General features: G+C 52.3%; 25 protein-coding genes and 1 other RNA gene. 13 read left to right on the top strand and 13 right to left on the bottom strand.

Annotated elements, in window-relative coordinates; genetic code table 11:
* The 4 genes from HWQ15_RS02540 to smpB all read right to left on the bottom strand — a co-directional run bounded on the left by HWQ15_RS02540 (position 1) and on the right by smpB (position 3387).
* The gene (locus HWQ15_RS02540; RefSeq protein WP_045341291.1) at positions 1 to 918 is read right to left on the bottom strand and encodes a DUF1837 domain-containing protein; all 918 of its coding nucleotides are present in this window, start codon (positions 916 to 918) and stop codon (positions 1 to 3) included.
* A 162-nt stretch (positions 919 to 1080) separates the two neighbouring features.
* The gene (locus tag HWQ15_RS02535) at positions 1081 to 2268 is read right to left on the bottom strand and encodes an integrase domain-containing protein (RefSeq protein WP_045341289.1); all 1188 of its coding nucleotides are present in this window, start codon (positions 2266 to 2268) and stop codon (positions 1081 to 1083) included.
* Between the two features lie 183 nt (positions 2269 to 2451).
* Positions 2452 to 2815: a transfer-messenger RNA gene (gene ssrA, locus HWQ15_RS02530) on the bottom strand.
* Between the two features lie 89 nt (positions 2816 to 2904).
* Positions 2905 to 3387, bottom strand: coding sequence for an SsrA-binding protein SmpB (smpB, locus tag HWQ15_RS02525; RefSeq protein WP_003863115.1), 483 nt, complete (start codon positions 3385 to 3387; stop codon positions 2905 to 2907).
* Between the two features lie 156 nt (positions 3388 to 3543).
* Between smpB and HWQ15_RS02520 the strand changes: the two genes are divergently transcribed.
* Both HWQ15_RS02520 and HWQ15_RS02515 read left to right on the top strand, forming a co-directional pair.
* The gene (locus HWQ15_RS02520) at positions 3544 to 3981 is read left to right on the top strand and encodes a type II toxin-antitoxin system RatA family toxin (RefSeq protein ID WP_003863117.1); all 438 of its coding nucleotides are present in this window, start codon (positions 3544 to 3546) and stop codon (positions 3979 to 3981) included.
* On the top strand, positions 3971 to 4258 hold the full coding sequence (locus HWQ15_RS02515) for an RnfH family protein (protein ID WP_003863119.1): 288 nt from the start codon (positions 3971 to 3973) through the stop codon (positions 4256 to 4258). The genes HWQ15_RS02520 and HWQ15_RS02515 overlap by 11 nt, the downstream gene beginning before the upstream one ends.
* A 61-nt stretch (positions 4259 to 4319) precedes the next feature.
* Here the strand turns inward: HWQ15_RS02515 and bamE are convergent, their stop codons facing one another.
* The 3 genes from bamE to nadK form a co-directional block, all read right to left on the bottom strand.
* Complete coding sequence (gene bamE / locus HWQ15_RS02510) at positions 4320 to 4658, bottom strand: outer membrane protein assembly factor BamE (RefSeq protein ID WP_003863121.1); 339 nt, start codon at positions 4656 to 4658, stop codon at positions 4320 to 4322.
* Positions 4659 to 4796: 138 nt separating this feature from the next.
* Positions 4797 to 6458: a DNA repair protein RecN gene (recN, locus tag HWQ15_RS02505; RefSeq protein ID WP_022649071.1), complete on the bottom strand. Its 1662-nt coding sequence runs from the start codon at positions 6456 to 6458 to the stop codon at positions 4797 to 4799.
* An 85-nt stretch (positions 6459 to 6543) separates the two neighbouring features.
* Positions 6544 to 7422, bottom strand: a complete 879-nt coding sequence (gene nadK, locus HWQ15_RS02500; RefSeq protein ID WP_022649070.1) for an NAD(+) kinase — start codon at positions 7420 to 7422, stop codon at positions 6544 to 6546.
* Positions 7423 to 7544: 122 nt separating this feature from the next.
* On the opposite strand from nadK, the gene grpE reads away from it, so the two are divergent.
* Positions 7545 to 8138 carry a nucleotide exchange factor GrpE gene (gene grpE, locus HWQ15_RS02495; protein WP_003863126.1) on the top strand — a complete coding sequence of 198 codons (594 nt, stop codon included), beginning with the start codon at positions 7545 to 7547 and terminating at the stop codon, positions 8136 to 8138.
* Positions 8139 to 8190: 52 nt separating this feature from the next.
* On the opposite strand, the gene HWQ15_RS02490 is transcribed toward grpE, so the two are convergent.
* Complete coding sequence (locus tag HWQ15_RS02490) at positions 8191 to 9477, bottom strand: HlyC/CorC family transporter (protein WP_026094274.1); 1287 nt, start codon at positions 9475 to 9477, stop codon at positions 8191 to 8193.
* 19 nt (positions 9478 to 9496) lie between these two features.
* Complete coding sequence (locus HWQ15_RS02485) at positions 9497 to 10288, bottom strand: inner membrane protein YpjD (RefSeq protein ID WP_014832951.1); 792 nt, start codon at positions 10286 to 10288, stop codon at positions 9497 to 9499.
* Positions 10289 to 10454: 166 nt separating this feature from the next.
* Here HWQ15_RS02485 and ffh point away from each other — a divergent pair, with 166 nt between their 5' ends.
* The 7 genes from ffh (at position 10455) to HWQ15_RS02450 (ending at position 15872) form a co-directional block, all read left to right on the top strand.
* A complete protein-coding gene (gene ffh, locus HWQ15_RS02480; RefSeq protein WP_003863132.1) occupies positions 10455 to 11816 on the top strand; it encodes a signal recognition particle protein in 1362 nt (453 codons plus the stop codon).
* A 116-nt stretch (positions 11817 to 11932) separates the two neighbouring features.
* Positions 11933 to 12181: a 30S ribosomal protein S16 gene (rpsP, locus tag HWQ15_RS02475; protein ID WP_022649067.1), complete on the top strand. Its 249-nt coding sequence runs from the start codon at positions 11933 to 11935 to the stop codon at positions 12179 to 12181.
* Positions 12182 to 12196: 15 nt separating this feature from the next.
* Positions 12197 to 12736, top strand: coding sequence for a ribosome maturation factor RimM (gene rimM, locus HWQ15_RS02470; RefSeq protein WP_063148617.1), 540 nt, complete (start codon positions 12197 to 12199; stop codon positions 12734 to 12736).
* Between the two features lie 31 nt (positions 12737 to 12767).
* The gene (trmD, locus tag HWQ15_RS02465) at positions 12768 to 13535 is read left to right on the top strand and encodes a tRNA (guanosine(37)-N1)-methyltransferase TrmD (RefSeq protein WP_003863138.1); all 768 of its coding nucleotides are present in this window, start codon (positions 12768 to 12770) and stop codon (positions 13533 to 13535) included.
* 43 nt (positions 13536 to 13578) lie between these two features.
* A complete protein-coding gene (gene rplS, locus HWQ15_RS02460; protein WP_002914145.1) occupies positions 13579 to 13926 on the top strand; it encodes a 50S ribosomal protein L19 in 348 nt (115 codons plus the stop codon).
* A 132-nt stretch (positions 13927 to 14058) separates the two neighbouring features.
* Positions 14059 to 14463, top strand: a complete 405-nt coding sequence (locus HWQ15_RS02455) for a DUF2946 domain-containing protein (protein WP_022649065.1) — start codon at positions 14059 to 14061, stop codon at positions 14461 to 14463.
* Positions 14464 to 14501: 38 nt separating this feature from the next.
* Positions 14502 to 15872 carry a PepSY domain-containing protein gene (locus HWQ15_RS02450; RefSeq protein WP_063215938.1) on the top strand — a complete coding sequence of 457 codons (1371 nt, stop codon included), beginning with the start codon at positions 14502 to 14504 and terminating at the stop codon, positions 15870 to 15872.
* 2 nt (positions 15873 to 15874) lie between these two features.
* Here the strand turns inward: HWQ15_RS02450 and HWQ15_RS02445 are convergent, their stop codons facing one another.
* Genes HWQ15_RS02445 through HWQ15_RS02435 form a run of 3 tightly spaced genes read right to left on the bottom strand, consistent with a single transcriptional unit; the run spans position 15875 to position 18119 of the window.
* Positions 15875 to 16357: an OmpA family protein gene (locus HWQ15_RS02445; protein ID WP_063148615.1), complete on the bottom strand. Its 483-nt coding sequence runs from the start codon at positions 16355 to 16357 to the stop codon at positions 15875 to 15877.
* Positions 16358 to 16369: 12 nt separating this feature from the next.
* Entirely contained in the window at positions 16370 to 17590 is a 1221-nt protein-coding gene (gene dgcN, locus HWQ15_RS02440; RefSeq protein ID WP_045308387.1) for a diguanylate cyclase DgcN, read from the bottom strand.
* On the bottom strand, positions 17583 to 18119 hold the full coding sequence (locus HWQ15_RS02435) for a YfiR family protein (RefSeq protein ID WP_063148716.1): 537 nt from the start codon (positions 18117 to 18119) through the stop codon (positions 17583 to 17585). Before HWQ15_RS02435 ends, dgcN begins: the two co-directional genes overlap by 8 nt.
* Before the next feature lie 478 nt (positions 18120 to 18597).
* On the opposite strand from HWQ15_RS02435, the gene aroF reads away from it, so the two are divergent.
* Genes aroF through HWQ15_RS02420 form a run of 3 tightly spaced genes read left to right on the top strand, consistent with a single transcriptional unit; the run spans position 18598 to position 21733 of the window.
* Positions 18598 to 19668 carry a 3-deoxy-7-phosphoheptulonate synthase AroF gene (gene aroF / locus HWQ15_RS02430; protein ID WP_006811632.1) on the top strand — a complete coding sequence of 357 codons (1071 nt, stop codon included), beginning with the start codon at positions 18598 to 18600 and terminating at the stop codon, positions 19666 to 19668.
* A 10-nt stretch (positions 19669 to 19678) separates the two neighbouring features.
* The gene (gene tyrA / locus HWQ15_RS02425; protein WP_022649060.1) at positions 19679 to 20800 is read left to right on the top strand and encodes a bifunctional chorismate mutase/prephenate dehydrogenase; all 1122 of its coding nucleotides are present in this window, start codon (positions 19679 to 19681) and stop codon (positions 20798 to 20800) included.
* A 60-nt stretch (positions 20801 to 20860) separates the two neighbouring features.
* Complete coding sequence (locus tag HWQ15_RS02420) at positions 20861 to 21733, top strand: SMP-30/gluconolactonase/LRE family protein (RefSeq protein WP_063148614.1); 873 nt, start codon at positions 20861 to 20863, stop codon at positions 21731 to 21733.
* On the opposite strand, the gene pheA is transcribed toward HWQ15_RS02420, so the two are convergent.
* Positions 21730 to 22890 carry a bifunctional chorismate mutase/prephenate dehydratase gene (gene pheA / locus HWQ15_RS02415; protein ID WP_023306733.1) on the bottom strand — a complete coding sequence of 387 codons (1161 nt, stop codon included), beginning with the start codon at positions 22888 to 22890 and terminating at the stop codon, positions 21730 to 21732. The genes HWQ15_RS02420 and pheA overlap by 4 nt on opposite strands.
* Positions 22891 to 22919: the final 29 nt, after the last annotated feature.

Genomic DNA, 22919 nt, shown 5'->3' with positions numbered 1-22919 from the left:
TTACTGTTCCTTGTGAAAACGAACTGTTTCAACAAACTTATTAATTATTTGTTCTTTCTTTGGAATAGGGAAAAGGATTAGGTGAAACTTTATCTTGTCATAATCATGGATGTTTTTTATTTTTATTTGGTGTTTTTTAAAAAAAGACTTAGCTCTTTCTTTATGGAGTTCTATAATTGATGACTTATATTCAGGGGAAAGAGACGAGGCGTTTTCTGTTATAGGGCATTCATGTAAAATGAAAATAGGGATATTGAGTATTGGCTTAATATTATCAATTGAGTTTTTAGATGACAAGGAATACATTATTTTAGATCTTAGTCCATCATTTTTTACCAAGCTAACTAGATCTTTAGTGTTTGTTATTATACTGTTTTCTTTCTTTATTTTATCTGTTGAAATGGAATTGTTAACTGATGTGATTATTGAATCGAATCGGTCATCTTCAATACTATTGTAAAACTTTGCTTCACCGAACCATAACGTAAAGTTGTTGTCATCTTCTATAACAATATGTACGCTGTCTGCACCCTTGGCATTATCTTGAGTGTTCTGTTTATAAAATATTTTAGGTACAACAGGTAGCGCTTTAAAGTGGTGTTTCATAATGCCATATAAAAAAATCTCAGCGAGCTCGCTTCCTTTGCTAATATCTTTTTCACTATCTGTAAGTCTAAGGTTCTGTGCTGCTTTAGCTAGAGATGTGCTAGGGCCACCTATATATGCTTCCCTTTCCTGATTCGATAGAGCGGTTTCTAATATATTATCCCATATAAATCGGTGGAATTTTTGATGACGCCACTTGCCGTCTTCAAAATCATTTATCATAGAAATAAGTTTGTTATTTTTATTGATTGTATTAATGCTATCATTAAAGAGTGTCGATAGGCTTTGGTCTATAAGAATATCAAAATCCATTATATTCCTCATTATTCCGTTACTACTAGGCGTGGACTTATGAGTAACCCCTCATCCTAGCGACTTATTCGATATGTAAGCAAAGATAGTATTTCTTTATGATAAAAAAAACTGTAAATAAAAACATGTGTATTTATACATGTTTTTCTGGAGGCTTAAATTTTATCGTTGAACTAGTTCTCCCCACCAATTCATTAAAGCAATACGTTTTTCTAGATAGGTAGAGCGGTTATAAGCCCTCCTAACTTCATTTTTATCGCAATGCGCTAATGCTGACTCAATTACATCAGCATTAAATCCATGTTCATTGAGTGCTGTACTGGCAATTGAGCGTAAACCATGAGCCACCAACTTTCCACCATATCCAATTCTCTTAAGTGCTGCATTGGCAGTTTGGCTATTCATTGGACGCTTAGGATCGTTGCGACTTGGAAAAACGTATTCGCGATGCTCACTTATAGGTTTCATGATCTCTATGATTCCTAGTGCCTGCGGTGATAAAGGAACAATGTGTTCACGCTTAGCCTTCATTCGTTCGGCGGGAATCGTCCAGAGTTTGGCATCGAGATCGATCTCGACCCACCGAGCACCAGAAGCCTCAGAAGGGCGCACTAGGGTCAGAAGCTGCCACTCAATAAGACAACGAGTCGTAACAGACAGGTTTGACATGACCAGAGAACGCATCAGCTTAGGTAATTCTTCTGGTCGTAGCGTGGGCATATTCTGCTTTTTGGGTTTCTCAAATGCCATTCCAACACCTGATGCCGGGTTAGCATCAATCAGGCCGGTGTTGACTGCGTAAATCATTATTTCGTTAATGCGCTGGACCAAGCGACGAACAGTCTCTAATGCGCCGCGTGCTTTGATCGGTTCCAATGCTTCAACTATCGTTCTGGCCTTAATCTCCTGAACGGGTATCGCACCGATTGCCGGGAACACGTCTTTATCCAAAGAACGCCAAATATCCTTTGCATAATCCTTTGTGACACTTTTGCTTTTAATCTGGAACCAGTTAGCAGCCACTGTTGAGAAAATGCTGTCTAACTCAATCTGGCGTTGTTCTGACGCTTGTTCCTGTTGCTGTTGTGGATCCATGCCTTGCGCGAGCGTGGTTAAGTGCTGGTCGCGTATCTGACGAGCTGCTGCGAGTGTAAGGGCAGGGTATGAGCCGAGACTCAAATTTGTGCGGCTGCTGCTTCCCGGTCGTTGATAACGGAAGCGCCAGAGTTTTTTACCGGAGGTTTTGACGAGCAAGAACAGGCCATCACCATCATGCAGAGTGAAGTCTTTTTCGCGGGGTTTCGCTTTCAGGATTTCGTTGTTAGTGAGGGGGCGTGTAATGCGCGCCATGTCTGGATCCCTTCCATAATTGGTACACGTTTAATGGACCACAGTATAGCGTGTACCTAAACGTGTACCAATTTTATCTGGATTTAGCCGGATGTTCTCGGACAACAACAGACACAAAAAAGCCCGCAGAGCTTGTGCCATGCGGGCTTTCTGTACTTCACCGGACGTATCCGGATCATGATTTGGTGGAGCTGGCGGGAGTTGAACCCGCGTCCGAAATTTCTACATCCTCGGTACTACATGCTTAGTTTGTCTTTACATTCGCACGCCAGCTGCGGACAAACACGCCACTAACGAACTAGCCTGATTAGTTTTAACGCTTCAACCCCAGGCAGGGTTTCCACGCGATCTCTTTTGGGTTTGACCTCTCTTTGATCCCCGTCTTAAGAGCGGAAGCTAGGGAGAGAGGGCTCTTAGCAGGTTATTAAGCTGCTAAAGCGTAGTTTTCGTCGTTTGCGACTATTTTTTTGCGGCTTTTAACGAGGCAAACCGCCCCTCGGCATGCACCTTGGGTTTCGCAAATCCCGTCGAATCCAGAATCAGCCCCAATAGTGTTGAAATCAGTATACCAGATTTCACTTCCTCGATACCAGCCCGAAACGCTAACTTATTGAATAGTACAATAAGCGCGCAGAATCAACGTCCTGCGTTTTTCATGATACGTGCTTTGTCGAGCTGCCACTCGCGTGCTTTCAGGTCAGTACGCTTGTCGTGCTGTTTCTTACCTTTCGCCACGCCGATTTTCACTTTGCACCAGGCGTTTTTCCAGTACAAAGAGAGCGCAACCACGGTGAAGCCTTCGCGGTTGATGCGTCCGTAGAGGGATTCCAGCTCGCGCTTGTTCAGCAGCAGCTTACGGGTGCGGGTTGGATCGCAGACGTAATGTGAAGAGGCGACGGTCAGCGGCGTAAAGTTCGCGCCGAACAGGAAGGCCTCACCGTCTTTCAGGATCACGTAGCTGTCGCCGATGTTGGCTTTCCCGGCACGCAGCGATTTTACTTCCCAGCCCTGCAACGCAAGGCCGGCCTCGAATTCTTCTTCGATGAAATACTCGTGGCGAGCACGCTTGTTGAGCGCAATGGTCGCCGAACCAGGTTTATGTGCTTTTTTCTTCGTCATAAGTGTCGTAAAGCCGTCGGTAATCTGATTTTAAAAAGTCACCTCATTGCGTCCTGTGAGGTCTAACGCGCTATCTTAGCACGAGATAAGGCTTAGCGTTTTTTTAACAGGTGATAAATGTTATTATTTGTCTGTTGTGTGACCATGGAAAATGCTATGCCTCAGATTAGCCGTACTGCGCTTGTTCCCTACAGCGCGGAACAAATGTATCAGTTAGTGAACGACGTTCAGTCGTATCCGGAATTTATTCCAGGATGCACGGGTAGCCGGGTGCTGGAATCTGGCCCGACGCAGATGACTGCGGCCGTGGATGTCTCCAAAGCGGGGATCAGCAAAACGTTCACCACGCGCAATACCCTGACGAGCAATCAGAGTATTTTGATGCATCTGGTGGATGGTCCGTTTAAAAAACTGATGGGAGGGTGGAAGTTTACGCCACTGAGCGCTGACGCCTGCCGCATTGAGTTTCATCTGGATTTTGAATTTACCAATAAGCTGATCGAACTGGCGTTTGGCCGAATATTTAAAGAGCTGGCCTCGAATATGGTTCAGGCGTTCACCACGCGCGCCAAAGAGGTTTACAGTGTCGCATAAGATTGCTGTTGAGGTGGTGTATGCGCTGCCGGAGAAGCAGTATTTGCAGCGCGTGACGCTTGAAGAGGGCGCCACCGTTGAGGCGGCTATCCGGGCCTCCGGCATCCTTGAACTTCGCCGTGATATTGACCTGGCGAAGAATAAAGTCGGCATTTATAGCCGTCCGGTTAAGCTCGGTGATGTGCTGAAAGAGGGCGACAGGGTTGAAATCTATCGTCCGCTGATTGCCGACCCGAAAGAGTTGCGCCGTCAGCGAGCAGAGAAATCCGGTAAGTAGCCAAATAAACATACACAAAAAAGGTGCTCATTGAGCACCTTTTTGCGTTGCTGACGCCTGATTATTTGGTCAGGGCAGGCTTGTTGTCGATGTTGGTCAGCACACCGGCACTGCTGAAGGTCAGCGTCAGGGTTTGCTGGGTCACATCTTCATGACCAGGCTGCTGGCGGAATACATAGAACCAGGTGTTTGTGCCGAACGGATCGGACATCATCGGGGTTCCCAGGGCATAAGCGACCTGCTGTTGTGTCATACCTACGCGGATTTTGGACACATCGTTAGGAGTAAGGTAGTTCCCCTGGTTGATGTCAGGACGGTAAACCACTTTCTCCAGAGTGGAACAGCCTGCGGTCAACATCAGAAGAACCGCTGCGGCAGCGGTCAGCGTTTTACAGCGCATAGTGATTTGATTCCTTTTCGGGCCCGAGCAGTACGCGGCTCATATGTAATATGCCGATGATAATAGACCTTGCCCCACTTTGAAACTGGTCTGGCGGCGTTTTTGTTGTTCTGTATGACCCTGAGATCCCGAAAAAGTTTATGCCGCCAGCAGTTCTTTCGCATTCGCGAGCGTATTACGGGTGACTTCACTGCCCCCCAGCAGGCGTGCCAGCTCCTGCAAGCGTGAGCGTTTATCCAGCGGTTTCATGTGCGTTTCCGTCATTTCGCCATCGGTTTCCTTGCTAACGATAAAGTGGTGATGACCACAGCCGGCGACCTGCGGCAGGTGAGTCACACACATAACCTGCGTCGATTCACCCAACTGACGCAGCAGTTTGCCGACAACGGCCGCGGTCGGGCCGCTGATACCCACATCCACTTCATCGAAAATCAACGCCGGGGTTTCCATTTTACGGGCGGTAATCACCTGAATGGCCAGGGCGATACGCGACAGTTCACCGCCAGAAGCCACTTTCGAAATCGCCTGTAAAGGCTGGCCCGGGTTGGTGGTGACGCGGAATTCTACGCGGTCTGCGCCTTCCGCCGTCAGGTGATGCTCTTCAAAGCGAACATCAATAGTGAACACCCCATGCGGCATCGCCAGCGTATGCATGCTGTCGGTAATATGCTGGCTAAGCTCCAGAGCATAGTGCTGTCGCACGTCGTGCAGCCGTTTCGCCGTTTCCAGCGCCTGCTGATGATGCAGATTAACCGCCAGAGACAAGGTTTCGAGGGAATCGGCCTGATCGTCCAGCTGCTGCTGTTCCTCCAGCAGAGACTGATAGTAATTCGGCAGCTCTTCCGGGGTAACGTGATGCTTACGCGCCAGTGAAATCTGACGGGAGATGCGTTGCTCAAGCTCGAACAGACGGTTCGGGTCGAGATCCAGACGTTCACAGTAGTGGCGCAGCTCATCCCCGGCTTCTGAAATCTGAATTGCGGCCTCTTCCAGCATTTCCAGTACGCCAGAAAGCTTATTGTCCATGCCGGTCAGTTCGGTCACAAGCTGACGCACGGTATACAGTTGGCTCTGCAAATTCACGTCTTCGCCATCCGCCAGCATGTTCAGGGCATTCTGACTGATGGAAAGCAGCTGACCGCTGTTGGCCAGACGCTTGTACTCCTCGTCGATTTGCTCAAATTCACCCGCCTGAGGGTTAAATTCGTTCAGCTCTTTCAACTGATATTCCAGCAGCTCGGCGCGCGCGGTACGCTCCTGGCTTTGCTGTTGATGCTGCGCAAGTTCGCGGCAGCTTTGATGCCACTGACGATAGTGCTCCGCCATGAGTTGAGTAAGCGCGTACTCACCCGCGTAGCCATCGAGCAGGGCTTTCTGCTGTTCGGGTTTGATTAGCTGCTGGTGCGCGTGCTGACCATGGATCTGGATGAGCAGCTGGCCCAGCTCGCGAAGCTGGGAAAGGGGAACCGCTGTACCATTGATAAAACCGCGGGAGCGGCCGTCACTGCTGATAACGCGACGAAGTAAACACTCACGTCCATCTTCCAGCTGGTTCGCTTCCAGCCAGCGCAGGGCGGCAGGCGTGTCTTTTAACGAGAAGCGGGCGCAGAGATCGGCACGGGCCGCACCTGTGCGCACCATATCACCCTCTGCACGACCCCCGAGGCACAAGCCGAGGGCATCAATGGCAATGGATTTACCTGCACCGGTTTCACCGGTAATCGCCGTCATTCCGCTATGGAAGTCGATCTCAAGCTCACGAACAATGGCAAAGTTGCTGATGGTCAGTTGTGCCAGCATAATTGTTTTCCTGTATGAAAAACCATAACTGTGTTTGCATACAGTATAAACTGGTTTTATATACAGTAAAGCGCTGGATGTAAAATCAGAACAATTTTTTTGACCAGCCGAGTTTTGAGCTTAATGTATTGAAATAACTGTAATCTTTTGGATGGATAAGGTTCAGGTGATAATCGCAGCGGCGAATGAGGACATCTTCTCCTTCCTGAATGGGAAGCGCAATCTGGCTGTCGCAGCTGATCTCCAGGTCGCTGCGGCGATGTGAAAAACGCAGGCGGATGGTGCTGTCGCCGTTGATCACCAGCGGACGCGCCGAGAGCGTATGCGGGAACATCGGCACCAGGGTGATCGCATCCAGCGATGGCGTCAGGATTGGGCCTCCGGCTGAAAGCGAGTAGGCAGTTGACCCCGTCGGGGTTGAAATAATCAGCCCGTCAGAGCGCTGCGAGAAAGCGAAGATTTCGTCGATATAGACTTCGAACTCGATCATGTGCGCCACTTTACCAGGGTGGAGAACCACCTCGTTAATAGCGGTGCTGATGCGCTTCTGGCAATCCTGCTGGCAGACCTGGGCTTCAAGTAAAAACCGTTTTTCACTGATATAGTGACCTTCCAGCACGTCCGCCAGCTGCTGTTGCGCATTGTCCGGGTCGAGGTCGGTCAGGAAACCAAGATTGCCACGGTTAATACCAATAACCTTAATATCATAGCGAGCCAGCGTTCGCGCCGCGCCCAGCATATTGCCGTCGCCGCCGACCACCACGGCGAGATCCGCCTGCTGGCCAATTTCCGCCAGCGTGCCGGTTCTGACGCTTTTAAGCTGCAACTCCTGGGCGATCTGCTGCTCGACCATCACTTCATAGCCTTTACCACACAGCCAGCGATACAACATTTCATGTGTCGTCAATGCGGTAGGGTGACGCGGATGGCCGACGATCCCAATACACCTGAAATGATTATTCATTTTCTGGAGGTCCTTGTGCCTGATGAATGATGACAATCTGCCTTGTTCCCTTGAATCCAGGAAACTGATCCCCATAATAAGCGAAGTTAGCGAGATGAATGCAGAAAAACGCGGAGAAATTCATGAGTAGTAAAGAACAGAAAACGCCTGAGGGGCAAGCCCCTGAAGAAATTATCACGGAACAGCACGATGAAGTTGAGGCAGTAGAGCCAGACACGTCTGCTGAGCAGGTGGACCCGCGCGATGAAAAAATTGCCAATCTGGAAGCTCAGTTGGTAGAAGCGCAGAATCGCGAACGCGATGGCGTACTGCGTATCAAAGCGGAAATGGAAAACCTGCGCCGTCGTACCGAGCTGGACGTTGAAAAGGCGCACAAATTTGCGCTGGAGAAATTTGTCAACGAACTGCTTCCGGTGATCGACAGCCTGGATCGCGCGCTGGAAGTGGCGGATAAAGCTAATCCGGATAACGCGGCGATGATTGAAGGCATCGAGCTGACGCTGAAATCCATGCTGGATGTGGTGCGTAAGTTCGGTGTTGAAGTGATTGCCGATACGGATGTACCGCTGGATCCAAACGTTCACCAGGCCATTGCGATGGTGGAATCCGAAGACGTTGCCGCGGGTAACGTGCTGGGCGTGATGCAGAAAGGGTATACCCTGAACGGTCGTACTATTCGCGCTGCGATGGTGACCGTGGCGAAAGCGAAAGCGTAATTTGCCGACCCGTAGTGCCGGGTGGCGGCTTCGCCTTACCCGGCCTACAACATTACTCGGCGATACTTTCGCGTAAAGGTTTAACGGGCAGGACCTTCACCTGCTTAATCATGTTGTCCTGAACGTCTAGAATATCAATATCATACTGCTCAATGCGCACGCGCGTGCCTGCCGCCGGGATCTCTTCCAGCGCTTCCAGGATCATTCCGTTCATCGTCCGCGCTTCGTCTTCCGGCAAATGCCAGTTAAACGCTTTATTGATTTCACGAATGTTGGCGCTGCCGTCGATAAGCACTGACCCGTCGTTTTGCGGGGTGACTTCTTCTGCAAGGGAAGGCGACATTGACGTGGTAAAGTCCCCGACAATCTCTTCCAGAATATCTTCGACCGTCACCAGCCCCTGTATGTCGCCGTATTCATCCACCACCAGACCGACTTTCTTCTTGTTTCGCTGGAACTTCACCAGCTGCGTGCTGAGTGGGGTGCCTTCCGGCACGTAGTAAATTTCGTCGGCGGCGCGCAGCATCACCTCTTTGGTGAACTCGTTTTTCTCAGTCATCAGACGATAGGCCTCGCGCACACGCAGCATGCTGATGGCATCGTCGAGAGAATCGCGATAGAGGACGATACGCCCGTGCGGGGAGTGCGTCAGCTGGCGGACAATGGCCTTCCAGTCGTCGTTAATATCAATCCCGACGATTTCATTGCGCGGCACCATAATGTCGTCAACGCTGACCTTTTCCAGATCCAGCACCGACAGGAGCATGTCCTGATTGCGACGGGAGATCTGCGAGCGGGATTCGTTCACGATGGTACGCAGTTCGTCTTTGCTGAGCGCGCTACTGATGGTGACGTCTGCCTTTATACCAACCATGCGCATCAGCACCCGTGTCACCATATTCAGCAGCCAGACCAGCGGCATCATCAGAATAAGCAGCGGTGCTAACAGGAAGCTGCTCGGGTAGGCGACTTTTTCCGGGTAAAGCGCCGCGATGGTTTTGGGTAGCACTTCCGCAAACACCAGTACCACAAACGTGAGCACACCTGTGGCAATCGCCACGCCTGCATTGCCGTACAGACGCATCCCGACGATAGTGCCCAGTGCAGAGGCGAGAATATTGACCAGGTTGTTACCTATAAGCACCAGGCTAATCAGCCGGTCCGGCTTACGCAGAAGCTTTTCGACACGACGCGCGGCACGGTTACCCTGCTTGGCGCGATGACGTAACCGGTAGCGGTTCAGCGTCATCATGCCGGTTTCAGAGCCAGAGAAATAAGCGGAGATGACCACCATGATGACCAGAATGACGATCAGCGTGGTGGTAGAGATGTGTTCCAGGGGGAACTCCTTTTGTTACTTAGCCAGCAAATTGCTGTATGAAGCGGCTACCAAAATAGGCAAGCGTGAGAATGCCCGCACCCGCAACGTTGAACCAGACCACGCGACGACCGCGCCAGCCTTCATGATAATGGCCCCATAACAGGACAATATAGACAAACCACGCGATGATGGAGAGGACCGCTTTATCGATATTCTCCACGCTGAACAGGTTCTTCATATAAAACAAGCCCGTGCACAGCGTCAGTGTCAGCAAAACCACGCCGACCTGGGTGATATGGAACATCTTACGCTCAATCACCATCAGCGGCGGCATTTCATGGTTAAACGCCAGCTTTTTATTTTTCAGCTGGTAGTCGATCCAGGCGAGCTGCATGGCGTAAAGGGCGGCGATGATCAGCGTCGCGTAGGAGAATAGAGACAGGCCGATATGCACCAGCATCCCCGGCGTGGCTTCCAGATGGGTAATAAACTCATTGGGCATGAACGTGGCTAACGCCAGGTTGATCAGCGCAAAGGCGTAGACTATCGGCAGCAGCAGCCAGCCACGATTTTTAGACGCGACAATGGTCATGACCGTACAGATCATCAGGCTGACCAGCGAGCCGACGTTCAGCACGCTCAGATTTTGCACGCTGCCGTCGCCGGGAATGATGCGTGATTCCAGCGCAAACGCATGGCTAATCAGTGCGATCACTGCCGAAAGAATAGCCATGCGCCGCCAGCCGCTGTTTTTTTGCAGCAGGCCAGGAATGATCAGCGCGAGGCTGACAGAGTAGGCAACAAGGGCGATCAGTGCGAAAACAGGCATATAGGCGTCGACAGTTGTCTTAATAAGAAAGAGAAGCAGTATAACGTTACGTGACGCCTGCTCCAACCGTTGCATAACAACAAAGGCGCCTTCATGTTATACTCCGGCAAAATTCTGTGTATGTGTCGCCCAGGCGACCTAACGTTTCTACCCCAGGCGAGAGACAATGTTTGATAATTTAACCGATCGTTTGTCGCGCACGCTGCGCAACATCAGCGGCCGTGGACGCCTCACCGAAGAGAACATCAAGGAAACGCTGCGCGAAGTGCGCATGGCGCTGCTGGAAGCAGACGTTGCGTTGCCGGTCGTGCGTGATTTTATCAACCGCGTGAAAGAGAAAGCGGTTGGTCATGAAGTTAACAAGAGCCTGACTCCGGGTCAGGAGTTCGTCAAAATCGTCCGTAACGAGCTGGTTTCGGCGATGGGCGAAGAGAATCAGGTGCTTAACCTGGCGGCTCAGCCACCGGCCGTCGTGCTGATGGCGGGTCTGCAAGGTGCGGGTAAAACCACCAGCGTCGGTAAGCTGGGGAAATTCCTGCGCGAAAAGCACAAGAAAAAAGTGCTGGTGGTTTCGGCGGACGTGTATCGCCCGGCGGCGATCAAACAGCTGGAAACGCTGGCCGAGCAGGTTGGCGTAGACTTCTTCCCGTCCGACGTGGCGCAGAAGCCTGTTGACATCGTTAACGCGGCGCTGAAAGAGGCGAAGCTGAAATTCTACGACGTGCTGCTGGTGGATACCGCCGGTCGACTGCACGTTGACGAAGCGATGATGGACGAAATCAAGCAGGTTCATGCTTCTATCAATCCGGTAGAGACCCTGTTTGTTGTCGACGCCATGACCGGTCAGGATGCGGCGAACACCGCGAAAGCGTTTAACGAAGCCCTGCCGTTAACCGGCGTGGTGCTGACCAAAGTCGACGGCGACGCTCGCGGCGGTGCGGCGCTGTCTATTCGTCATATCACCGGTAAGCCAATTAAGTTCCTCGGCGTGGGCGAGAAAACCGAAGCGCTGGAGCCGTTCCACCCGGATCGTATTGCCTCCCGTATCCTCGGCATGGGCGACGTGCTGTCGCTGATCGAAGATATCGAAAGCAAGGTTGACCGCGCGCAGGCTGAAAAACTCGCCAGCAAGCTGAAAAAAGGTGACGGTTTCGATCTGACCGACTTCCTTGAGCAACTGCGTCAGATGAAAAACATGGGCGGTATGGCAAGCCTGATGGGTAAACTGCCGGGTATGGGGCAGATCCCGGACAACGTCAAATCCCAGATGGATGACAAAGTGCTGGTGCGTATGGAGGCAATCATCAACTCGATGACGCTGAAAGAGCGCGCGAAGCCAGAAATCATCAAAGGTTCCCGCAAGCGCCGTATCGCAGCCGGTTGCGGCATGCAGGTCCAGGACGTTAACCGCCTTCTGAAACAGTTCGACGACATGCAGCGCATGATGAAGAAAATGAAGAAAGGCGGCATGGCGAAGATGATGCGCGGCATGAAAGGCATGATGCCGCCCGGTTTTCCTGGGCGATAATCGCTTTTGAGATTGCTTTTTGCCCGAAAATGAGTAAAATTTTCGGGCTTTTAATATGACACCCGGGCTCCGTTCCTCGATGGGGCCCGGTTGTTTTATTCACACAAGAGGATGTTATGGTAACTATTCGTTTAGCACGTCACGGCGCTAAAAAGCGTCCGTTCTACCAGGTTGTTGTGACTGACAGCCGTAATGCACGTAACGGTCGCTTCATTGAGCGCGTTGGTTTCTTCAACCCACTGGCCTCTGGCGCAGAAGAAGAAACTCGTCTGGATCTGGATCGTATCGCTCACTGGGTTGGCCAGGGCGCTACTGTTTCCGATCGCGTTGCTACGCTGATCAAAGCAGCAAACAAAGCAGCTTAATCTGTCACGGTGGTCATGATGAGCAATAAAGCACCTGTTGAACCGATCGTATTGGGAAAAATGGGTTCTTGCTACGGTATCCGTGGTTGGCTCAGAGTGTTTTCCTCCACTGAAGACGCTGATAGCATTTTTGATTACCAGCCCTGGTTTATCCAGAAAGCCGGTAAGTGGGAAGAGGTCGAGCTGGAAAGCTGGCGTCACCACAATCAGGACATCATCATCAAGCTGAAAGGCATTGACGATCGAGATGCCGCGAATGCGCTGACTAATTGTGAAATTGTCGTGGATTCGTCGCAGTTGCCGCAACTGGAAGAGGGTGACTACTACTGGAAAGACCTTATGGGTTGCCAGGTAGTGACCACTGAAGGCTACAGCCTGGGGAAAGTCATCGACATGATGGAAACCGGGTCAAATGACGTTCTCGTCATTAAGGCAAACCTGAAAGATGCATTTGGCATCAAGGAGCGGTTGGTCCCGTTCCTCGATGGACAGGTTATCAAGAAAGTCGATCTCACTACTCAATCCATTGAAGTAGATTGGGATCCTGGTTTTTAAATTCTCCGGATAAACGGTAAAAGACGGCGCTATGTGGATTGGCATAATTAGCCTGTTTCCTGAAATGTTCCGCGCGATTACCGATTACGGGGTAACTGGCCGGGCAGTAAAGAATGGCCTGCTGAGCATCCAGAGCTGGAGTCCTCGTGACTTCACGCATGACCGGCACCGTACCGTGGACGATCGTCCTTACGGCGGCGGACCGGGGATGTTGATGATGGTGCAACCCTTACGGGACGCCATTCACACAGCAAAAGCCGCGGCAGGTGAAGGCGCGAAGGTGATTTATCTGTCACCTCAGGGACGCAAGCTTGATCAAGCGGGCGTGAGCGAACTGGCGACGAATCAAAAGCTGATTCTGGTCTGTGGTCGCTACGAAGGGATAGATGAGCGCGTAATTCAAACCGAGATTGACGAAGAATGGTCTATCGGCGATTACGTTCTCAGCGGTGGTGAGCTACCAGCAATGACGCTGATTGACTCCGTCGCCCGGTTTATTCCGGGGGTTCTGGGCCATGAAGCTTCGGCAACGGAAGATTCCTTTGCCGATGGATTGCTGGACTGTCCACACTATACTCGTCCTGAAGTGTTAGAAGGGATGGAAGTCCCGGCAGTGTTACTGTCTGGAAACCATGCCGAGATACGTCGCTGGCGTTTGAAGCAGTCGCTGGGCCGGACCTGGCTTAGAAGACCTGAACTTCTGGAAAACCTGGCTCTGACTGAAGAGCAAGCAAAGTTGCTGGCCGAGTTCAAAACCGAACACGCGCACCAGCAGCATGAACATGATGGGAAAGCGTAATACGCTCCCGAATATCAGTTTACCCAGGATAAGAGATTAAATTATGAGCAACATTATTAAGCAACTTGAACAAGAGCAGATGAAGCAGGACGTACCTTCCTTCCGTCCAGGTGACACCGTGGAAGTGAAAGTATGGGTTGTTGAAGGTTCCAAAAAACGTCTGCAGGCATTCGAGGGCGTGGTTATCGCTATTCGTAACCGCGGTCTGCACTCTGCATTCACTGTTCGTAAAATTTCCAACGGCGAAGGCGTTGAGCGTGTCTTCCAGACTCACTCTCCGGTAGTTGACAGCATTGCTGTTAAACGTCGTGGTGCTGTACGTAAAGCTAAACTGTACTACCTGCGTGAGCGTACTGGTAAGTCTGCTCGTATTAAAGAGCGTCTGAACTAAGATTCGCTTAAGCGACATCCTGTCAGAAAGGGCTGGCCGAAAGGCTGGCCCTTTTTTTATCTCATCGCAACTCTCGCGTTAACCCTTCCGTCATAAATCATTTACAATGTTCGCTTCTTGGGTGGAGGGTAAGTGGATAACGTACTGCATCAGCATAGCTGGAAACGCGCAGCGGCATTGACCGCGCTGTTTGCGATCCTGCTGATCGTCGTGGCGCCGCTGATCTCCGTCTCGCTGCAAAAAGATCCCATGAGCGCCATGCCGGGCATGCACCATGACATGAGCATGATGTCGATGGACGAGCATCATGGGGATATGCCGCATTCCATGCCAGTTGACCATGCGGAAGCCTGCGGCTACTGCGTGCTGTTAGCGCATGTGCCGGGCGTGATGCTGGCGCTTATCGTTCTGCTCAGCGTGGTGTTGCAGCGGCTGCGCATGAAGCCGCCTCGTCAGGCGGTCAGCCACTGGCACTTTTTCCCCTGGCTTTACCCCGATACCCGCGCGCCGCCGCGTCGGTCTGCTTTCTCCCTTTAAAACAAAATCACTCACTTTTTGCCTTAAAAAGGAAAAGTATGACTACCTGCACTCCGCGCGCGGCATGGGGAAACCTGCTGCGTCGCCTCCATTACTATATCGGGCTGTTTGTTGGTCCGTTTATTTTCTTCGCAGCGCTGACCGGTACGCTGTATGTCGCCACGCCGCAGCTTGAAAATGCGCTGTACCATCATGCACTCCACACGGATGCCGTGGGTGAGGCGCAGCCTCTTGCTGCACAAATTGCCGCGGCCGAAAAGGCCGTAGAATCAGACCTGCGTCTGCATGCCGTTCGTCCGGGGCTGGAAGAGGGCGAAACGACCCGCGTGATGTTTGCCGACCCGGCGCTGGGTCCCTCCGAGCATCGGGCTATTTTTATTGATCCCGCCAGCCTTGAGGTTCGAGGGGATATGACTGTGTACGGCACCAGCGGGATTTTACCGCTGCGTCAGACTATCGATTATCTGCATACCTCGCTGATGCTGGGCAACCTCGGGCGCCTCTATAGCGAGTTAGCCGCCTCGTGGATGTGGGTTGCTGCCCTGGGCGGGATCGCGCTGTGGTTCTATACCCGACCGAAGCGCCGTATTAACAATCGTTTCCAGAATCGTCGTCGCCTGCATGTGATCTTAGGCTGGACCTTACTGGCGGGAATGCTGCTGTTCTCAGTCACCGGGTTAACCTGGTCACAATGGGCCGGTGGCAACGTCGATAAGCTGCGTGCAGAGATGAACTGGCTGACGCCGCAGGTAAACACCACCCTTTCCGGTGCGCCGGAAATCATGGATGAACACGCCGAACATCGTGGTCATCAAGGCGGAATGTCGATGCCTGAAATGCCTGTTGTACTGTCGCTTTTTGACAGCGTATTGCAGGCCGCCCGCCAGTCAGGAATTGATGCGAACAACGTTGAGATCCGTCCGGCAAGCAGGGTCGACCAGGCCTGGACGGTGACGGAAATCGATCGCCGCTGGCCGACGCAGGTTGATGCCGTTGCCGTGGACCCCCACTCTCTGAAGGTGCTGGACAGGACTCGCTTTGGGGATTTCCCGCTGATGGCTAAACTCACCCGCTGGGGCGTGGATTTCCATATGGGGATCCTGTTTGGTCTGGCAAATCAGCTGCTGCTCATCGCGTTTGGCGTTGCGCTGTGCGTGCTGATTATCTGGGGATACCGGATGTGGTGGATGCGTCGTCCTGCGATGTCAGCCGCGAACCCGGTACAGACGCTCTGTCAAAGCTGGCTGGCATTGCCGCTGTGGGGAAGGGGAGTGACGTTCATGATAAGCCTCCTGCTGGGGCTGGCGTTGCCGGTAATGGGCGTCAGTCTGGCGGTATTTATCGTGATTGACTGGCTGCGCTGGCGAGCGGCTTCAGGCGTGTCGCTCGCCGGCACATCCGCTAAATAGCCTTAAGGCGTGCTGATAACTACCGCAACACGGCGGTTTTCAGCGCGCCCTTGCGCAGTACGGTTGCTGCTGAGAGGGTATTTTTTGCCTAAACCCCGCGTAGTGAGGTTGCTGCGCGGGATGTTCGCGCCCTTCGCCCAGGCATCCGCTACAACATTGGCACGTTTTAACGAAAGCGCTTCGTTGTAGCTCTCTTCGCCATAGTTATCCGTATGGCCGTCCATCCGGGCGTGATTCAGACCGATTGCCGCCAGACGTGAGGCCATAGTCTGGATCTGCGTTTCACTTTCCGGACGCAGTCTGGCGTCATTTTTATCAAACAGGATCTTATCCGACAGGCCCAGGGACCAGTCGCCATTCAGTTCGTTAAAGCCGTAGGACTTCATGACCGCGATTTGCTCTGGTGTGAATTTACCCTCCGGCGTCTGGCACCCGGACATAACCAGAGATGCCAGTAACAACGGCGCGAAGTATCGCTTCAACATATCGTCTTCCTTTCAGGGTATTGTTTTCGAACGCTGGTTTTTGACCAGGTACATATTGCGATCGGCTTGCTCCAGTAATGCCTCGACGGAGGCATTTTCCCACGCCAGAGCAAAGCCAATGCTGAGTGACATTGATGCTGTGTGTCCGTTATGCAGATCAAACGGACGGATAAATTGCTGCGACAGCGCAGCGCAAATATATTCGACCTCACGCGCGGTGTGGACGCCATAAAGGATCATGGCAAACTCGTCGCCGCCAAGACGGTAAGACTGATGACGTTTTTCGCCAAATTCGACCATCCTTTTTGCGGCTTCGATCAGTACGCAGTCGCCCGCGGCATGGCCCCAGGTGTCGTTAATAAACTTGAAGTTATCACCGTCCAGGAAGAGCAGGGCAGAATTGGTCTTTGCCGAAGCGTCATTCATTAAGGCCGCAATGTTGTTGCGAAACGCGGCGCGGTTTGCAAGCCCCGTGAGCGGATCGTGCATGGCGGTACGCAACAGTTGAGCGTTTTTCGCCTGTAGCTTGAGCTGCCACTCTTCCATTTCATCCAGCAGGCTGTTGAAGTCTTCACCAAACTGGTGGAACTCTTCGATGCGGCCTTCCGTTACCCGGCGAGAGAAGTTGCGGTTGGTACGGACGTCATGCACAACGTCAGTGATGTTTTGCATTTCAACAACCATGCCATGATGTAGCGAGCGGGTGATGGTCAATGCGACGGCAGAGGCAAAAAGAATGCAGCCGGTGAGGACCGCAAATGAGAGCCAGATAAAGTGGCTAATCAGGCTGTCTCGTGCGGTCAGACGAATTTCGCCAATCACATTACCGTTATGTATGATGGGCTGTGCGACAGGAACAGGGAACAACCACCGGTTGACCAGCGCGCCCAGCGTGTCGGTATTATCCGCCGGGTTCCACGACCACCAGGCAAACCGTTTATGATGTGCATTAAGCACTTCCGCCACGGCAAATTGCCCCTGCTTGCCGAGGGTCGCCAGCGTTTCATTTGCCGCCACGGCATCGTTGAACACCAGAGAGGCCTCAAGGCTGTGGCTCATGGTGGCGCCGGTGAGTTCGAGGTTTTTTTGCGCGTATTGCTTTAATGTCACCACGGAAGCGAAACACAGCAGCAACCATATAAACGTCATCGTAATAATGACGCTTATCATGCTGATTCGCCGCAACGTTCTTTTAAACGTCGGACGCGGTGTTGGTGTGACTTCCTTATTCATGCTTCTTATTCCGTGCGAGCATTAATACATCCGGATTGACTCTTACGCCACTGCGCGTCAGCGCATCCAGATTTACGGAAAACCTGACCTTGTTGTGCTCTATTATCAGACAAAATGCGCTGCCAATAACGCATTCAGGATTTTGCTCTGACATTAATAGCAACGCCTGGCCCTGATAGTGATTTATTATTTCCTGTTGTTTTGCCGGTGATTCGCTCCCGAAATAGAGGGCATCGCACCTTGCTGTGAGTGCTTCCCGATCGCTATGCACAATGACAGGACTATAGGGCAACGGGTTATTTACATCTTCACTGCTGAGCGCCTGTCTGTAACGGGAAGAGGCATAAATACAGAGCTTAGGCTGGCCGGAAAGTGCTGGCCATCGGGTGTAGCTTACAATACCAGAAACAATCGAACGTACCGATTTATCCGTTTCCGTGAGCGAGCCTGCCCTTGCAGGGCTCACCAAAATGAACAGCATTAGCGCCAGGGGGAGGTGAAGCAAAGCGATCAAGAATGTATTTCTCATCAGAATCCGCCAAACCGCCCCGGAAATAGATGCCCTTATGAATTTCCGGCAGAATACCATTCTTTCTCAAAGCCGTCATTATGTCAGAAATATCCCTGTCTTGACCTAAGCTAAATCTTACAGAGCACGATATTCAAAGTAATTTAGACAGGCTCAATTAAGTCTGCTGAAATTCATACTTTTATTCATTTTTTATTGCCAGAATTTATGTAGCCACGCAACTTTCCCTCAATTCACCCGAGGATAATTAAGCTAACGGCCAGCGCCGGGATAGCGTGCCTGGTGTGAGCGTAGACTGGCGTTAAAAGCGTATGTGTAATTTTATGTTTACGATTTTAACCTGTAATTTGGCATTAAAATGGCTGCTGTAAAATAATCTGTACGTATTTTGGATTGAAATCTTTACTTGATGTGTTATCGTTGTGTCACCTCTTCGAGGAAAACCACTATCGCAAACGAGTTTTACAGGATCGCAATCATGCAAAAAGACGCGCTGAACAACGTACATATCACTGACGAACAGGTGTTAATCACCCCGGATCAACTGAAGGCGGAATTCCCGCTGAGCGTCGCGCAGGAAGCTCAGATTGAGCACTCTCGCCAGACCATTTCTGACATTATCGCAGGCCGCGATCCGCGCCTGCTGGTGGTATGTGGTCCTTGCTCCATTCACGATCCTGAAACCGCCATTGAGTACGCTCGTCGATTTAAAGCATTAGCGGAGGAGGTCAGCGATAGCCTCTATCTGGTGATGCGCGTCTATTTTGAAAAGCCACGTACAACGGTTGGCTGGAAAGGGTTGATTAACGATCCGCACATGGATGGCTCGTTTGATGTGGAAGCGGGCCTGAAGATTGCGCGTCGCCTGCTTGTGGAGCTGGTCAGCATGGGGCTGCCGCTGGCAACCGAAGCGCTGGATCCGAACAGCCCGCAGTACCTCGGCGATCTGTTTAGCTGGTCTGCGATTGGGGCGCGCACCACCGAGTCACAAACCCACCGCGAGATGGCGTCTGGCCTGTCTATGCCGGTTGGTTTTAAAAACGGTACCGACGGCAGTCTGGCCACGGCGATTAACGCCATGCGCGCCGCCGCTATGCCCCATCGTTTTGTCGGGATCAACCAGGCGGGCCAGGTATGCCTGCTGCAAACGCAGGGCAATCCGGACGGGCATGTGATCCTGCGCGGTGGTAAAGCGCCAAACTACAGCCCGGCGGATGTCGCGCAGTGTGAAAAAGAGATGGAACAGGCGGGACTGCGTCCGGCGCTGATGGTAGATTGCAGTCATGGTAATTCGAATAAAGATTACCGTCGCCAGCCTGCGGTTGCAGAATCTGTGATTGCACAGATTAAAGATGGTAACCGTTCAATTATCGGCCTGATGATTGAAAGTAATATTCATGAAGGCAATCAGTCATCGGAACAGCCGCGTAGCGCGATGAAGCCCGGCGTCTCGGTCACGGATGCTTGCATCAGCTGGGAAACCACTGATGCGCTACTGCGTGAGATCCACAAAGATTTGAACGGCCAGCTGGCGACGCGTCTGGCATAAGAGGATAGTTATGGTTGCTGAATTGACCGCATTACGCGATCAAATTGATGAAGTGGATAAGGCGTTGCTGGACCTGCTGGCGCGCCGCATGGCACTGGTTGCTGAGGTCGGCGAAGTTAAAAGCAAATACGGCCTGCCAATTTACGTTCCGGAGCGTGAGGCCTCTATGCTCGCCTCCCGCCGTAAAGAGGCACAGGCGCTGGGCGTTTCACCGGACTTAATTGAAGATGTCCTGCGTCGTGTGATGCGGGAATCCTATTCCAGCGAAAACGACAAGGGCTTCAAAACTCTCTGTCCGTCGCTGCGTCCGGTGGTGATTGTCGGTGGCGGCGGCCAGATGGGGCGTCTGTTTGAAAAAATGCTGACGCTTTCTGGCTATCAGGTGCGCATCCTGGAAAAAGAGGACTGGCCGCATGCGCCGGAACTCATGAAGGATGCCGGAATGGTTATCGTCAGCGTACCGATTCATGTGACGGAGCAGATTATCGCGAAACTTCCTCCGCTGCCGGAAGATTGCATTCTGGTGGATCTGGCGTCCGTTAAAAATGGCCCTCTACAGGCAATGCTGGCGGCGCACACCGGGCCCGTGCTTGGGTTACACCCGATGTTTGGCCCGGACAGCGGCAGCCTGGCGAAGCAGGTAGTGGTTTACTGCGACGGTCGTCAGCCGGAAGCGTATCAGTGGTTCCTGGAACAGATTCAGGTCTGGGGGGCACGTTTGCACCGTATCAGTGCGGTTGAGCACGATCAGAACATGGCGTTTATTCAGGCGCTGCGCCACTTTGCAACCTTCGCCTATGGTCTGCACCTGGCGGAAGAGAACGTTCAGCTTGAACAATTGCTGGCGCTTTCCTCGCCAATCTATCGTCTGGAGCTGGCGATGGTCGGGCGACTGTTTGCCCAGGATCCACAGCTTTACGCCGACATCATCATGTCGTCTGAAAATAACCTGGCGCTGATCAAGCGCTACTATCAGCGTTTTGGCGAAGCGATCACCTTGCTGGAACACGGCGATAAACAAGCGTTTATCGACAGTTTCCGTAAAGTGGAGCACTGGTTCGGTGATTACGCCACGCGATTCCAGAGTGAAAGCCGCACGCTGTTGCGCCAGGCAAATGACAGTCGCCAGTAATCTGATGATGTATATACTAAAAGCCAGCATTGCTGGCTTTTTTCATTTTGGGGAATTGTCATGGCTGAACCGCAGCTGCTGTTGAACTATACCGGGCATCTGCCCGAATGCCCGACGTGGAGTGCTGAAGAGAAGGCGCTCTACTGGGCGGATATTCTGGAAGGGGAGATTCATCGGTACCATCTGCCCACCGCGGAACACTCGGTGCTCTCATTCCATGAAGAAGTTGGGTGTTTTGCCCTGCGTGAACGCGGCGGATTTATCGTCGCGATGCGAAACGCCATCTGGCTGACCGATAAACACGGCCTGCTCCAGCGTAAGGTTTGCGATAACCCGTCCAACCCGCAGCTTGCACGCTTTAACGATGGAGGCACCGACCATCAGGGACGGTTTTATGCGGGCACGTTCTGGGGGCCGGGAGATTATAACGGCGCCATGTTGATGCGTATCGACAACGACCTGACACCGAAAGTGATCCAGTGCGATATTCAGGGGCATAACGGTTTAGCGTTTAGTCCTGACAAACGGTGGATGTTTACTTCTGATACGCCGAACGGTGTGATTTACCGTACGCCGCTTGATGAGCAGGGGGAACCCGGTAAGCGCGAAGAGTTTCGCCGTTTTAGTGAGGGAGACGGTATACCCGACGGAGCGGCAATGGATGAGGAAGGCTGCTACTGGAGCGCACTGTTTGACGGCTGGCGTATCGCACGGTTTTCACCGCAAGGCGTACAGCTGGAAGAATACCGGCTGCCGGTACGCTGCCCGACAATGGTCTGCTTTGGCGGCGACGATATGAAAACGCTGTTTATCACCACCACGCGGGAAAATATGGAGGCGGAGGAGCTGGCGAAATACCCGCTTTCCGGTGCCATCTTCACCCTGCCTGTAAATGTGGCAGGGATGAAGAAAAGCCGCTTTATCGAACATTAAGCCGGATCGACCGGGACCACGTTTTCGCTCGGATAGCAGCCCAGTACTTTCATGGAGCGTGTGATCTCGCCCAGTTCGCGCAGGGCTTTCTGCATGGATGCAGACTCCAGGTTGGCCTGAACGTCGAGATAGAACATCTCTTCCCACGGGTTGCCATGTATTGGGCGGGATTCCAGCTTCGTCATGATCAGGTTGTGATTACGCAGCACCAGCAGCGCTTCAACCAGCGCACCCGCCTGCTGGCCGGTCGCCATCAGCAGGGTGGTTTTCGCCGGGACCTGGTCCGACACGTTGATGGCCTTGCGGGCAAGAACCACGAAACGGGTGATATTTTGCGTCTGGTTGGCCAGATTGCGTTCCAGCACCTGTAAGCCATACAGCGCGCCGCCCGCTTCGCTACCGAGTGCCGCGACGGCAGGAGAGTTTGCCTGCGCCACTTTTTCCATCGCCGCCGAGGTGCTTTCGGTGTACTCAATTTTCCAGTGCGGATAACGGTTCAGGAACTGGCTGCACTGCTGGAACGGCTGCGGGTGGCTGTACACCGTTTCGATCTGACTCAGATCGGTTGAGCCAGAGACCAGCACGCAGTGATCGATAGGAATAGTCAGCTCACCGACCAGCGACAGGCTGGTGTGCTGGAGCAGATCGTAAACATCGTTGATGGCGCCGGAACTGGTGTTCTCAATAGGCACCACGGCGTAATCTGCCTGGCCGGTTTCGACCTGGTTGAAGATGTCTGCAAATTTTGCACAACCGCTCTCAATGAACTCTTCGAAATGACGGGCTGCGTACTGGCGAGCCGCCAGGTGAGAATAAGAACCTTTCGGGCCGAGGAAAGCGATCCGAGCAGAGTGCGGGTTGGTTTTGTTCAGATGCTGCTGGAGCAGGGCCTGTTGCGTCAGAACGGAATCTTCAATGATGAGCTGGAACAGGCGGGTGATGTAGTGGGCATCAAGATGATGCGCTTTGCCGAGCTGTATCAACCGTTCCAGTAAATCACGCTCGCGATCGATATCGCGCACCGGCCGATGAGAATCCAGCTTGGCTTTGCCCACTTCAATGGCGAGCGCGCGGCGTTCTGCCAGCAGGGCCAGTAACTTTTCGTCGAGTGCACTGATTTTTACGCGTAAATCCAGGAGCGGGTTTTCCGGTGTCATAGTGTTGTCTGTCTCATTTTATCGTTATC

The organism is Enterobacter sp. DSM 30060 (genome assembly GCF_013375955.1).
GTDB classification, from domain to species: domain Bacteria; phylum Pseudomonadota; class Gammaproteobacteria; order Enterobacterales; family Enterobacteriaceae; genus Enterobacter; species Enterobacter intestinihominis.
The sequence above is the reverse complement of the archived record's forward strand: the minus strand, read 5'-3'. Positions and strand labels throughout refer to the sequence as shown.

Bases quoted from the DNA above. Each gene is read 5' to 3' on its own strand.
- nadK (WP_022649070.1), bottom strand. From the start codon at position 7,422: ATGAATAATCATTTCAGGTGTATTGGGATCGTCGGCCATCCGCGTCAC.
- HWQ15_RS02520 (WP_003863117.1), top strand. From the start codon at position 3,544: ATGCCTCAGATTAGCCGTACTGCGCTTGTTCCCTACAGCGCGGAACAA.
- rpsP (WP_022649067.1), top strand. From the start codon at position 11,933: ATGGTAACTATTCGTTTAGCACGTCACGGCGCTAAAAAGCGTCCGTTC.
- trmD (WP_003863138.1), top strand. From the start codon at position 12,768: ATGTGGATTGGCATAATTAGCCTGTTTCCTGAAATGTTCCGCGCGATT.
- HWQ15_RS02445 (WP_063148615.1), bottom strand. From the start codon at position 16,357: ATGTTGAAGCGATACTTCGCGCCGTTGTTACTGGCATCTCTGGTTATG.
- rimM (WP_063148617.1), top strand. From the start codon at position 12,197: ATGATGAGCAATAAAGCACCTGTTGAACCGATCGTATTGGGAAAAATG.
- pheA (WP_023306733.1), bottom strand. From the start codon at position 22,890: ATGACACCGGAAAACCCGCTCCTGGATTTACGCGTAAAAATCAGTGCA.
- aroF (WP_006811632.1), top strand. From the start codon at position 18,598: ATGCAAAAAGACGCGCTGAACAACGTACATATCACTGACGAACAGGTG.
- HWQ15_RS02450 (WP_063215938.1), top strand. From the start codon at position 14,502: ATGACTACCTGCACTCCGCGCGCGGCATGGGGAAACCTGCTGCGTCGC.
- ffh (WP_003863132.1), top strand. From the start codon at position 10,455: ATGTTTGATAATTTAACCGATCGTTTGTCGCGCACGCTGCGCAACATC.
- HWQ15_RS02420 (WP_063148614.1), top strand. From the start codon at position 20,861: ATGGCTGAACCGCAGCTGCTGTTGAACTATACCGGGCATCTGCCCGAA.
- grpE (WP_003863126.1), top strand. From the start codon at position 7,545: ATGAGTAGTAAAGAACAGAAAACGCCTGAGGGGCAAGCCCCTGAAGAA.
- rplS (WP_002914145.1), top strand. From the start codon at position 13,579: ATGAGCAACATTATTAAGCAACTTGAACAAGAGCAGATGAAGCAGGAC.
- HWQ15_RS02535 (WP_045341289.1), bottom strand. From the start codon at position 2,268: ATGGCGCGCATTACACGCCCCCTCACTAACAACGAAATCCTGAAAGCG.
- HWQ15_RS02435 (WP_063148716.1), bottom strand. From the start codon at position 18,119: ATGAGAAATACATTCTTGATCGCTTTGCTTCACCTCCCCCTGGCGCTA.
- smpB (WP_003863115.1), bottom strand. From the start codon at position 3,387: ATGACGAAGAAAAAAGCACATAAACCTGGTTCGGCGACCATTGCGCTC.
- HWQ15_RS02540 (WP_045341291.1), bottom strand. From the start codon at position 918: ATGGATTTTGATATTCTTATAGACCAAAGCCTATCGACACTCTTTAAT.
- tyrA (WP_022649060.1), top strand. From the start codon at position 19,679: ATGGTTGCTGAATTGACCGCATTACGCGATCAAATTGATGAAGTGGAT.
- HWQ15_RS02485 (WP_014832951.1), bottom strand. From the start codon at position 10,288: ATGCCTGTTTTCGCACTGATCGCCCTTGTTGCCTACTCTGTCAGCCTC.
- dgcN (WP_045308387.1), bottom strand. From the start codon at position 17,590: ATGAATAAGGAAGTCACACCAACACCGCGTCCGACGTTTAAAAGAACG.
- recN (WP_022649071.1), bottom strand. From the start codon at position 6,458: ATGCTGGCACAACTGACCATCAGCAACTTTGCCATTGTTCGTGAGCTT.
- bamE (WP_003863121.1), bottom strand. From the start codon at position 4,658: ATGCGCTGTAAAACGCTGACCGCTGCCGCAGCGGTTCTTCTGATGTTG.